Raw genomic sequence first — 12221 nt, forward strand, 5'->3', positions numbered from 1 at the left:
TCAGCCCTCCAGGACGGAGCGCAGGTCCCACAGCGTGCGCCAGGTCGCGGAGCCTTCCTCCGCGCGACGCCGCACCGCGCCGTCCCAGTAGCCGAGCAGCCGCGCCGCGTCCGCCGGGTCGTCCTTGCGGACGACGCCCGTGAGGTGGCCCGGCAGGAGCGCGAGGGCGTCGCGGTCGCCGGGGAAGTAGGCGGTGGCGACGCCGAGCGCCGTGGCGACGGAGACGGCCTCGGCCGTACTCATCACGGTGGACGGCCGCTCGACCTCCCAGCCCTCGGCCGAACGGCCGTTACGCAGCTCCCGGAACGCGGTGACCAGGACGTCGAGAACCATGTCATCGAGCTGGTACGCGGCTCCTGCCCGTTCGACGGCCGCCTTCGACTGACGGCGTACGAGGTCGAGTTCGGCGTCGAAGTCGCCGATGGGCCCGACCGTCTCGAAGTTGAAGCGGCGCTTGAGCGCGGCGGACATCTCGGAGACGCCCTTGTCGCGGAGGTTGGCGGTGGCGATGACGTTGAACCCGGGGGCCGCGTGGGCCTGGGCCGCGTCCGTGCCGGCCAGCTCCGGGACGGCGATGCGTCGTTCGGAGAGGAGGGAGATCAGGGCGTCCTGCACCTCGGGGAGGCAACGGGTGACCTCCTCCACGCGTGCGACGGCGCCCTGGGTCATGGCGGCGAGCACGGGTGAGGGCACGAGCGCCTTCGGGCTCGGGCCCTGGGCGAGCAGCAGTGCGTAGTTCCAGCCGTACTTGAGCTGGTCCTCGGTGGTGCCCGCGGTGCCCTGGACGGTGAGCGCGCTGGTGCCGCTGACGGCGGCGGCGAGCAGTTCCGAGAGCATCGACTTGGCGGTGCCCGGCTCGCCGACCAGGAGCAGTCCACGCTCGCCGGCGAGCGTGACGACGCAGCGCTCCACGAGGGCCCGCTCGCCGACGAACTTCCGCCGGACGGTGAGGCGGCGTGGCACGCCCTCGCCGGCGCCGGCGCCTTCGGGCAGACGCAGTGGTTCGTCGGCGCCCATCACGAACGTGACGACGGCCCGCGGGGTGAGCCGCCAGCCGGGCGGACGCGGGCCGGTGTCGTATGCGGCGAGGAACGCCAGCTCGTCGGCGTACGACTCCTCGGGCGGCACGATCTGCCGCGGCGCGGAAGACGTCGTGCTCTGGACGGTGTCGGTCGTGGTGGTCATCGGCGGCCTTCCCGCGGCTGCGTGGCCCGGCACCGCGTCCTCGACGCGCCCGGAACGGATTCGGTAGTGGCGGTCATCGGCCGCGCGACCCCATGGCGCGGGCCACGCATGGCCGAGATGGCTCGGACCGCGGTCGTCATCGACGCCGCCCCTTCCGGGTCGCCCGGGTCGTGAGTTCCTCGAAGGCCGGGACGTCGCCGGCGCGCACTCGGTCCCAGGCGCGTATGAACAGTTCCGGGACGGGGAGCAGCGGAACCGTCGCCGTGCTGCCCGGGATGTCGTACAGGGCCCGCTTCCAGGTCTCGACGGGCAGCGCGGGGGATTTGAGTGCCAGCCAGGCGCCGGGCAGGAACAGGCCGCGTCCGGCGCGGGCGCGCTTCGCCTCCACCACCAGTGCGGTCGCCGCGAGTTCGGCGCGGGCCCGCTTCATGCGGGCGGGCTTCCAGCCGGTCCAGCGCGTGCTGTTGCGGTCGGTCGGGTCAGGGAGAGCGAGCAGTTGCAGGTAGAGGGCGGCGGCGTCCTCGCCGATGCCGTGCGCTTCGGCGACCTCGGCGACCAGGCCGGGGACACTGCGCGTGGGGTTCTGCGCATATCCCTCAGGTTCTCCATCGGGTTCTCCCTCGCGTTCCCCCTCCGGCCCGCCCGCTCCCAGCGCGCCCGGCACGCCCGCGGACACCGCGCGGAGCAGTCCGTCCCCCAGTGCCGCCCTGATCGCCCGCAGCGGGGCGTCCGCGCGGTATCCGGCCAGCCCCTCGATCAGACCCAGCGCCGGGTCGTCCGGGCCGGTGAGGCCGGCCGGGCGCAGGAGGACGGCCTCCTGCTGGTGCCAGGGGTGGACCACGAACGCCTCGCCCACGCGCGTGAGTCCGTCCGCCGCCTCGCCCCCCGCCTCGGGCATGCCGTGCGCCTTGCGCAGTTCGGGCGCGGTGGCGTGGCCCTTCTCGGTCCAGTCGAGGCCGAGGTGGAGCAGCAGCTCCGGGTCGGTGAACCGGGTGCGCAGGGCGTCGAGGCCGGCGGGCAGGGCGGCGCGCAGCGGATGCCCGTACGGCAGGCCGTACGCGAGCGCGCCGAGCGCCGCCACGGCGGTCACCAGGTCCCTGACGTGCGGCACCGCCTTCGGGTCGTCGCCCGTCAACCGGCCGTCCGCGTCGATCCGTTGGACGGTGGTGCGGCTGAGCCACGGGGTGTGCCGGGGGTTGAGTACGGCCTCGGCATTGCCGATGGAGCAGACCCCGTTCAGTGAGATCTCCACGTCCTCGGGAAGGCGTACGCGGGTGCCGAACCGCTCCGTCCACACGTCCCGGGCCTCCGCGACGGCGGGCCCGGTCTCCCAGAGGTCGGCGACGGTCTCGGGGAGCAGCGCGGCGACGACATCGACGCGGCCCTGCCACGTGAGCGCGGTCAGGCGGTCGTGGCCCGCCTCCACCTGCGTGCGGGTGAGCCCGGAGCGGGCCTGGCACTCGGCGGATCCGGCGCCGTCGGCGAGGACCCCGGAGGGGCGTCCGGCCAGGAGCAGCGCGGCCTGGACGGGGCCACAGCCGGGCGCCGCCGCCAGAGCGGTCGCGTTCTCCGCGCGCCAGGGCGTGGCGCCGCGCTCGCGTACAAGGGCGGCGAGTGACGTGATCCGGTCGCCGGTGAGCGTGCCGGGGATCCGCAGCGCCTCGCGGGTCGTGAAGTGGGCCACGGGCCCGAACTCGCCGGACGGGTCGTGGTCGAGGGCCAGCCAGTCCAGCTCGTCGTCGTGACCGCGTGTGCGGGCCGCCGCGAGGATGGCGACGGTGCGGTCGCCCAGGCGGAGAACCTGGCCGGGGCGCGGCCGGTAGACGCCCTTCTCGCGGAGTTCGACGCTGCGGATGTGACGGTCCGGGTCCGTGAGGGCGCCTTCGGCGACGGCGTCCAGGAGGTGCAGGAGCGCGGACCGTTCGGTTTCGTCCACGCCGGGGACGGTCGCGCGGTACGCCAGCGCGGGCAGGTGCTGCAGGACGCGCAGCCAGGTGGACGTGCAGCTCGGGATGGTGAGTTCGTCCGTGGTCCAGCCGCCGGTGAGCTTCGTGAGGTCGTGTCCGGTGGGCAGCGGGGTGCCCTCGGCGGCCTTGCCCGCGATCACGTGGCCGACGGACTTGATCTGCCGGAGCGTGCTCCAGGTGTCGGGGCTCCAGTAGCCGAAGACGGTGTGTCCGAGGACACCGCGGACAGCGTTGAGCAGAGTCCGGTCGTCGCCGTCCGGCGGTGAGAAGTCGTGGAACATCTCCTGCCTGCGCGCCTCGACGGGCCGCGTCGTCTCCGTTCGGGGATCGGTGAACTCGGTCACGGATTCACGCAGTTGGACCATGGCGAGCGCGATGACACCGACGCCCGTGTGGAGCGAGGGGTGCCCGATCGCGGGCAGGGCACGCTCGGTCGCGGCGAGCAGGTCGCGGTCGAACTGTTCGGATGCGGCCTGCTTCTGTTCGTCCGTGAGGGCCGCTCCGGCCTCGCCGGTGGTCTTCCTCCGGTGTTTCGCCAGCGCGGCAGCCGTGTCGTCCGCCAGTGCGGCGGCCTGTTCGTCGGCGAACGCGCGCAGCGCCTTGGAACCGTCCACGTCGCGGGCGCGCATGGCGTGCCAGAACGATGCCGGCGGGACCAGCGGCGTTCCGGCCGCGTACTGCGCGCCCGGCCGGGACATCACGGTGTCCCCGAACGATCCGTCGGCGGGTCCGGCCCGGTCCCCGTAGAGACCCAGCTGGTTGCCGTCGAGGGCGAGTACGGGCTCCGCTCCGCCGGGCAGGCGCAGCGCGCCGAGCGGCACGGGGCTGCTGCCGCCGGTGAAGCGGGCGGGCAGCGCGACCTCGCGGCCGTCGGGCGTGCCGGCCATCAGCCGCTCTGCCTCGCCGTCCTGCGGGCCGTCGCCGCGGACCCAGCGGCCGAGAACCGTGCCGTCGGTGCCCAGCGGGCTGTTCTCCAGGCCCGCTTGGAGGGGCAGTACCTGACAGTCGGCGTGCCGCAGCCGCCCCTCGTCGCGCACGGCGCCCGCGAGGAGCGCCGGCAGGGAGGCGCGGCCGGTCGCGCCGGTGGCGGGGTCGTACTCGATCCAGGTGCTGGCCGTGCTCGTGGTGCGCAGCCGCCAGAGGTTCACGCCGTCGCCGCTGACCCGGTGTTCCTTGGGCAGGGTGGTGTCGCCCGCGTGCAGGGGGCGGGCGCCGGTGCTGCGGCCGCCGTCGGCGAGGGGCAGTGAGGCGTCCGGGGTGTGCGCGCGCCACTGCGTGGGGGACTCGCCGCCGAGGTGGAAGACGTCGGCGGGACGCGAGGACCAGTAGGCGCGCTGCTTGCCCTCGTGCCACCAGGTGACCAGCAGTTCACCTCCGACGAAGCGGAAGGCGGGCTGCCACCAGCGGTCGGGCTTGTCGGGGATGCGCAGGTCGTGTTCGAGGAGGATGCCGTCGGGTCCGGCGACGACGGCCTTGTCCCGGTGGGCGACGATCAACGCGGGCCAGGCCTCCTGGACGGTGAGGTCGTCGCCGTGGCGCCGCTCGGGTACGGGCCCGAGCAGTTCCATGGCCTCTTCGAGCGCGGGCCAGCTCAGTTCGTCGACGATGCCCGCGCGCAGGGTGCGGCCGAGGTTGCCGCTGAGGTCGTGGGCGCGGACGCGGGCGACGGCCTCGGGCGCGACGTCCGCGGCGACCGACCGGAAACGCCTGAGACGCTGGAGCGCGGCGCGGGCGCCGGGCAGGCCCACCGCCGCGGTGAACGCGTCGGCCTGTTCGGTGAGCCATTCGGCCAGGAGCGGGCGGAGCACCGGGTGCTCCGCGACGGCGAGTGTCCTCCGATTGCCTGTGTTCTGGCGGGAGTTGTCGCCGATCGCCTCCTTGAGCAGCGGCCTGAACCGCGGGTCCGCGGCCACTGCGGCGAGGTCACGGCGGCCTGCGTCGGCTCCGCCGAACCAGTCGTCGAGGCCGATCCCGTGGCCGTCCGCGCGGGGCGCGGGATCCGCCACAGCGACGCCCGACGCGAGGCACACGTCGATGAGGTCCAGGTCGGCCCAACTGCGCCAGCCGCGCCCGCGGAACAGGTCGACCGGCCGCCCCTCGGCACGCAGCCGGGCGGCCATGCGCTCCACCAGCTGGTATGTCATCGGGGAGCGGCGCACCCCGCGCCAGCCGCCCTTCAGGTGGGTGGACCAGCGCGAAAGCCAGTCCCCCGCGTCGACGGCGGAGTCCGGGGCCGGGTCCGTCAGGAGCTGCTCGGCGCCGGTCTCGGCGAGCAGCTCCAGCCAGTCATCCTCGGAGCCGTTGTCGTGTCCGTACCCCGTCGGCAGGATCTCCAGCAGACGCTCACGGACGGCCGGTTCCTGCGCCGCGAGGACGAGGAGGGTGGGCCGGTACGCCGTCCAGAACGTGCCGGGAGCGCGTACCACGGCCGGGGAGGCCAGGAGGTCGGCGAGCAGCCGGCACTCCTCCTCGACCCGGTCGAGGCCGGCGGCCTTGATGAGCTTGCGGGCATCCTGCGGCAGGGCGGCGTACGGCGGCATGCCGGCCCCGCACCGCTCGACGATGAGCCTTCGGTACTGCTCCCAGGCCGCCTGCGGCGCCAGACGCTGCGTCAGGTCCCGTACATGGTCCTTGAGTGCCTTGACGGTGAGCGCCCCGGCGAAGGCGAATTCGAGGAACACCGCGCGCTGCCGCTGCTCGTCGACGTCGAGGCTGTGGACGCGCTCGGCCTCGCGGGCCTTGCCGAAGAAGGCGGCCGCGTAGGTCGTGTTCTCGTGCCTCAGGAAGGCGCGGCCCGCCTCCTCGTAGTACGTGGGCAGGAAGTGCGGGACGGAGCGGCCGAGGCGCTCGCCGAGCTCCTCGAAGCCCTCCTTGGCGGCGCCCGCACGGGTCTTGGCCATGCGGGCGAGGCGCTCGACGTCCTTCACGAGGGCGAGGGCGTGGTGTCCGTTGTCCGGGTCGTTCACCAGGGCCCAGGCGGGGAAGCCGAGGGTTTCGCGGCGTACCTGGCCGAGCCCGTCACGGACGCTCTCGCGCCGCAGCCCGAGGAAGTCCAGGGCGAGGTCCTCCGCGTCACCGAGCGTGCCCGGCACGAGGCGGACGACCGTGCGCCCCTCCAGGACGGGGTGGGTGTACGCGCGGGCCGTGAGGTCGTCGGCGTCCTCGCCGCGGTGTGTGCCCGGGAGCAGGACGGCGCCCGCCTCCAGGAGCGCTCCCGTGTCCACCGTGCCGTCACCCGTACTCATCGCGCCCCGCTCCCCTGCCGCCTCGCCCACCGAACCCACCGAACCCGCCGTACTGGTCAAGCCTGCCGCGCCCGCGCCGCTCACCGCCGTGCTCACGCCGCCTGCTCCCCGTCCTCGAGCTCGCGGCCCGCGTAGAGGGCGGCGGCCATGCGCATGCCCTCCGACCAGGCCACCGGGCCGACTTCACCGAGGGCCAGAGCCTGTCCGCCCTCGGTGGTCCAGGTGAGCGGCCCTGTCTCGGTCTCGGCGTAGCCCTCGTAGTCGCCGATCCAGACACGGGCCTCGACGGTGCGTCCGCCTTCGAGGACGGGATGGACGGCGTGGCCGCCGCGCACGCGGTAGCCGAGGGACGTGGCGCGGCCGGCGAGGAAGCGGAGTTCCTTGAAGGCGCCGCCCTCGTAGTCGTCGACGGCGTGCGCGGCCGGGTCGCGGTCGGCGCCGCGTGTCCAGATCTCGCGGAACAGCTGCTGCACGCCCTGGTCGACCCCCAGCTCCACGGCGAACTCGCGCAGTTCACCGAGGTCTTCCAGGAGGACCGGGTGCGGAACGCTGATCCGCCGCGGGTGGATGCGCACGGTGTCCCCGTCGAGGTCGACGAGGCCGATGCCGCGCTCGGGGTCGGCGTCGCGCAGGAACCCGGCGACCTGGCCGTCGTCACCGGTGACGACCAGGTCCTTGAGTGCGGCACGCCAGGCCGGGTCGGGCCAGACCTCTGCGAGCACCGAGGCCGGTACGGGAAGGGAGCGGGTCATCCAGCGCTCGGCCCGCTCCCGGCAGTCTCGCTCGTGCCGCTCCAGCCACTCGGTGAGCTGCCGGAGCCCGATGACCGCCTGTTCGTCGGCGATCTTCGGTGGCACCGACTTCAGGAGTCGTCCCTTGCCGTTGCGGCAGACGACCTTCCCGTCGTCGTCCAGGGCGACCTCATAGTCGCCCGCGCGCATCCACCCCACCACTGCCTCCCCGACAGCCGATTTCCCGTTCGCAGATGTCGACCCCCGGTCGTGGGCGCGCGCCGAAGACACGCGTCACGAGCACCAGTTGTGAGCCGGTGTTGATCAACTGCCGGAAACTCTAGAGGCAGCCACTGACAACGCAGTGCGGCCCGGCCCCCTGAAGGGCCGGGCCGCACAAAAGGCAGGTCAGGACTTGGCGTCGGCCCACGCGCGCTGCACGGCGAGGTCGTCCTTCACCTCGGCGAGCTGCACCGCGACGGCCGAAGGAGCGGTGCCGCCCCGCCCGTTGCGGGAGGCGAGCGCGCCGGGCACGTTGAGGACCGTGCGCACCTCGGGCGTGAGGTGCTCGGAGATCTTCGCGAACTGCTCGTCCGTGAGCTGGTCGAGCTCGATGCCCTGCTGCTCGCACTCCTTGACGCACTCGCCGGCGACCTCGTGCGCGACACGGAACGGCACACCCTGCTTGACGAGCCATTCGGCGATGTCTGTGGCGAGCGAGAAGCCGGCCGGGGCGAGCTCCTCCATCCGCTCCCGGTTGACCGTGAGCGTGGCCATCATGCCGGTGAACGCGGGCAGCAGGACCTCGAGCTGGTCGCAGGAGTCGAAGACCGGCTCCTTGTCCTCCTGGAGGTCGCGGTTGTACGCGAGCGGGAGGGCCTTGAGCGTGGCCATCAGGCCGGTCAGGTTGCCGATCAGGCGGCCGGACTTGCCGCGGGCGAGCTCGGCGATGTCCGGGTTCTTCTTCTGCGGCATGATCGACGAGCCGGTGGAGAACGCGTCGTGGAGGGTGACGAAGGAGAACTCCTTCGTGTTCCAGATGATGATCTCCTCGGCGATGCGCGAGAGGTTCACGCCGATCATCGCGGTGATGAAGGCGAACTCCGCGACGAAGTCCCGCGACGCGGTGCCGTCGATGGAGTTGGCGGCCGAGCCGTGCTCGAAGCCGAGGTCCTTCGCGACGGCCTCCGGGTCGAGGCCGAGCGACGAACCGGCCAGGGCGCCGGAGCCGTACGGGGAGACCGCCGTGCGCTCGTCCCACTGCCGCAGCCGCTCGGCGTCCCGGGACAGGGACTGGACGTGCGCGAGGACGTGGTGCGCGAACAGGACCGGCTGGGCGTGCTGGAGGTGCGTACGGCCGGGCATGGCGACGTCGGCGTGCGCCTCGGCGAGGCCGACGAGCGCGTCCTGGAGGTCGGCGACGAGGCCGCCGATGACGCGCGCGTGGTCACGCAGGTACATCCGGAACAGCGTGGCGACCTGGTCGTTGCGGGACCGGCCGGCGCGCAGCTTGCCGCCGAGGTCGGCGCCGAGGCGCTCCAGCAGGCTGCGCTCGAGCGCCGTGTGGACGTCCTCGTCGGCGATCGTCCCGACGAACGAGCCGTCCGCCACGTCCGCTTCGAGCTGGTCGAGGCCCGCGTGCATGCGGGTCAGCTCGTCCTCGGTGAGCAGGCCCGCCTTGTGCAGCACGCGCGCGTGGGCGCGGGAGCCGGCGATGTCGTACGGCGCGAGGCGCCAGTCGAAGTGGACCGAGGCGGAGAGTTTCGCCAGGGCCTCGGCGGGGCCGTCGGCGAACCGGCCGCCCCAGAGGCGGACATCGCCGGTGTTGCTGCTCACGGTTGCTCCTAGATGTGCGGTGCGGCGGGGCGGGGTTTCTCTTCCCCGTCCCGCCCCTTCCCGTAACGGGGTACCTGGCGAGTTCGCGCTTCGCCGCGGTCTTCGACGTTATGCATGAGTATGCATTCCTCTGCATGATTCGTCAATCGCCCTCCCCGAGGACCGGGCTGCGCGCGAATTCGTTAGACAGGCGAACGACCTCGGGTCGATAATCCAGAACCATGGGAAAGACCTACGAACGCATCGACGGCAGGCTACGCACGTTCATCGAGGAGCAGCCCATGTTCTTCACCGCGACCGCACCCCTCTCCGGGGACGGCACGGTGAACCTCTCCCCCAAAGGGCTGACGGGATCCTTCGCCGTACTCGACGAACGGACGGTCGCCTATCTCGACTTCGCCGGCAGCACGGCCGAGACCATCGCGCACCTGCGCGAGAACGGCCGCATCACCCTCATGTGGTGCGCCTTCCAGGGCCCTCCGAACATCGTCCGGGTGCACGGTCACGGAGAACCCGTCTTCCGTGACGACGCCCGGTTCAAGGAACTGCTCGGCCACTTCCCCCACATCGACCCGACCCGGCACGGCCTGCGCGCGATCATCGTCGTGACCGCCGACCTCATCCGCGACTCCTGCGGATACGCGGTGCCCTTCATGTCGTACGACGAGGACCGCGATCTGCACGAGAGGCGCTTCGCGCGTGAGGACGACGCCTCCCTGAGCGCGTACTTCCAGAAGAAGGAACACATCGAGCACAGCCTGGACGGGCTTCCCGGGCTGCCGCTCCCGCTGCCCCCGACTACCGTCTGACACATGCGCTCACGATCTGTCGTCATCGCGTCCCTGACCGGGGCGATCACCCTCCTGATACTTGGCGCGGCACCGCCCGGCGGACCCGCGCCGCTGCCCGCACGGATGGCCGACACCGGCGGCGGCTCCCAGCTCGTCACCGCACAGGCGGCGCGCACCGGCTCGACCACCGGCACCGTCACCTGGTGGGACCGGCGCGACGGGCGGTGGATCCCGGCGGGTTCGGCTGCGGCGCGCTTCGGCGCGAAGGGCCTCGCCGACGGCGGCTCACGCAAGCAGGGCACGTACACGACGCCCACCGGTCTGTACGGCCTTCCCTTCGCCTTCGGGACCGAGCCCGCACCCGTCGGCACGACCACCGCCTACCGGCGCGTGCACCAGGACTCCTGGTGGTGCCAGGACAACGACTCGCGGTCCTACAACCGCTGGACCGAGCCGCGCCCGGCCGACTGCCGCGCCACCGAGTCCGAACACCTCGTGTCGTACGCGACCCAGTACGCGCACGCCTTCGTCATCGCCTACAACTACGACCGGCCGGTGCGCGGGCGCGGAGCGGGGATCTTCCTGCACGTGAACGGAAGCGGGGCGACGGCCGGGTGCGTATCGGTCCCGGCGGACGCGATGCGGCGCATCCTGCGCTGGGCCGAGCCCGCGCGGCGGCCGCACATCGCGATCGGGACGGCGAGCGGCACGACCGCGATCACGCGGTACTGAGGCAGCACCTCGACCACTGAACGCGCCCACCCCTGAGGCGAACGCGTGACGGTCCCATGAAGATGTAGGGACCACATAACGAGACGGGGTTGCGGGCACGCCGGGCGGCGGCGTTGCATCGCCCGGTGCAGACCGAACAACTGACCCCTCAGCAGACCCGACCGACGGACACCGGCAACCGCACGGCGCGCCTGGCCGTCACCGTGTTCCCCGTACTCGTGCTCGCGGCGGGCGGGATCGGGCTCGCCCTGCCGGACGCCTTCGCGGGCTGGAAGACGAACGTCCCGTACCTGCTGGGTGTGGTGATGTTCTGCATGGGGCTCACGATGACCCCGCACGACTTCAAGGGCGTCGCGAAGCGGCCGTGGGCCGTCGGCCTCGGGCTCGTCGCCCACTACGTGATCATGCCGGGGCTCGGCTGGCTGATAGCCAACGCCCTCGACCTGCCGCCCCAGTTGGCGGCGGGAGTGATCCTCGTGGGCTGCGCCCCGAGCGGCACGGCCTCCAACGTGGTGACCTACCTGGCGCGCGGCGACGTCGCCCTGTCCGTCTCCGTCGCCACCGTCTCGACCGTGCTCGCACCGCTCGTCACACCGCCGCTGACGCTGCTGCTCGCGGGCGAGTTCCTGCCCGTGGACGCGGGGTCGATGGTCACGGACATCCTCAAGACCGTGCTGCTGCCGGTCATCGCGGGACTCCTCGTACGCCTGGCCCTCGGCCGGTACGTCGACCGCGTGCTCGGCGCTCTGCCCTGGCTGTCGGCGCTCACCATCGCCGTCATCGTCGCCGTGGTCGTCGCGGGCAGCGCGAGCGCGATCAAGTCGGCGGCCGGACTCGTCCTGCTCGCCGTCGTCCTCCACAACGGCCTGGGTCTCGCGCTCGGTTACGGCGCCGGGAAGCTGGCCCGCCTCGGGGCGCCCGCGTCCCGAGCGATGGCGTTCGAGGTCGGCATGCAGAACTCGGGGCTCGCCGCCTCCCTCGCCACGGCGCACTTCAGCCCGCTCGCGGCGCTCCCCGCGGCCGTGTTCTCCGTGTGGCACAACGTGTCGGGCGCCCTGGTCGCGGCCTGGATGTCGTACCGGTCGCGCCGCGCCGAGCAGCAGGCCTGAGAACGCGACAGCGCCCCGGACCGCCCGTGAACATCGGGTGGTCCGGGGCGCGGATCCGAACGGTTCGGCGTGCTCAGTGGTCGTTCTGGGCGAGCCGCAGCAGATGGTCGGCGAGCGCCTGGCCGCCGGCCGGGTCGCGGCTGATGAGCATCAAGGTGTCGTCACCCGCGATCGTGCCGAGGATCACCTGGAGTTCCGCCTGGTCGATCGCCGACGCGAGGAACTGGGCGGCGCCGGGCGGGGTGCGCAGGACCACGAGGTTCGCCGAGGCCTCCGCGGAGATCAGCAGTTCCCCCGCGAGCCGCCGCATCCGCTCCTCCTTGGCCGAGCCGCCCAGCGGAGCCTGCGGGGTACGGAAACCACCCTCACTGGGCACCGCGTAGATCAGCTCGCCGCCGGTGTTGCGGATCTTGACCGCGCCCAGCTCGTCCAGGTCCCTGGAGAGCGTCGCCTGCGTGACCGTGAGGCCGTCGTCGGCGAGCAGCTTCGCCAGCTGGCTCTGCGAGCGCACCGGCTGCCGGTTGAGGATGTCCACGATCCGGCGGTGGCGCGCGGTGCGGGTCTGCGGCACGGCGGGTCCCGCGGCGTGCTCGTTGTCCTGCGCCTGACTCATCGTCGTCGTCCC

General features: G+C 72.8%; 8 protein-coding genes. 3 read left to right on the plus strand and 5 right to left on the minus strand.

Annotated elements, in window-relative coordinates:
* The 4 genes from ACIPWY_RS25475 to argH all read right to left on the minus strand — a co-directional run bounded on the left by ACIPWY_RS25475 (position 1) and on the right by argH (position 8964).
* Entirely contained in the window at positions 1 to 1185 is a 1185-nt protein-coding gene (locus tag ACIPWY_RS25475; protein WP_393703997.1) for an AAA family ATPase, read from the minus strand.
* Between the two features lie 136 nt (positions 1186 to 1321).
* Positions 1322 to 6493, minus strand: coding sequence for a hypothetical protein (locus ACIPWY_RS25480; protein WP_401535122.1), 5172 nt, complete (start codon positions 6491 to 6493; stop codon positions 1322 to 1324).
* Positions 6490 to 7347 (minus strand): DUF4132 domain-containing protein, encoded by an 858-nt coding sequence (locus tag ACIPWY_RS25485; protein ID WP_401535125.1) that lies wholly within the window; start codon positions 7345 to 7347, stop codon positions 6490 to 6492. The genes ACIPWY_RS25480 and ACIPWY_RS25485 overlap by 4 nt, the downstream gene beginning before the upstream one ends.
* 189 nt (positions 7348 to 7536) lie before the next feature.
* Positions 7537 to 8964, minus strand: coding sequence for an argininosuccinate lyase (argH, locus tag ACIPWY_RS25490; protein WP_401535128.1), 1428 nt, complete (start codon positions 8962 to 8964; stop codon positions 7537 to 7539).
* A gap of 221 nt (positions 8965 to 9185) precedes the next feature.
* Between argH and ACIPWY_RS25495 the strand changes: the two genes are divergently transcribed.
* The 3 genes from ACIPWY_RS25495 (at position 9186) to ACIPWY_RS25505 (ending at position 11596) form a co-directional block, all read left to right on the plus strand.
* A complete protein-coding gene (locus ACIPWY_RS25495; protein ID WP_362905972.1) occupies positions 9186 to 9773 on the plus strand; it encodes a pyridoxamine 5'-phosphate oxidase family protein in 588 nt (195 codons plus the stop codon).
* Positions 9774 to 9776: 3 nt separating this feature from the next.
* The gene (locus ACIPWY_RS25500) at positions 9777 to 10487 is read left to right on the plus strand and encodes a L,D-transpeptidase family protein (RefSeq protein ID WP_362905971.1); all 711 of its coding nucleotides are present in this window, start codon (positions 9777 to 9779) and stop codon (positions 10485 to 10487) included.
* Positions 10488 to 10612: 125 nt separating this feature from the next.
* The gene (locus ACIPWY_RS25505; protein ID WP_362905969.1) at positions 10613 to 11596 is read left to right on the plus strand and encodes a bile acid:sodium symporter family protein; all 984 of its coding nucleotides are present in this window, start codon (positions 10613 to 10615) and stop codon (positions 11594 to 11596) included.
* 73 nt (positions 11597 to 11669) lie between these two features.
* Here ACIPWY_RS25505 and ACIPWY_RS25510 read toward each other — a convergent pair whose 3' ends face one another.
* Complete coding sequence (locus tag ACIPWY_RS25510) at positions 11670 to 12209, minus strand: arginine repressor (RefSeq protein ID WP_100597053.1); 540 nt, start codon at positions 12207 to 12209, stop codon at positions 11670 to 11672.
* Positions 12210 to 12221 lie beyond the last annotated feature (12 nt).

This window comes from Streptomyces sp. NPDC090032 (genome assembly GCF_044748025.1).
Lineage (GTDB): Bacteria > Actinomycetota > Actinomycetes > Streptomycetales > Streptomycetaceae > Streptomyces.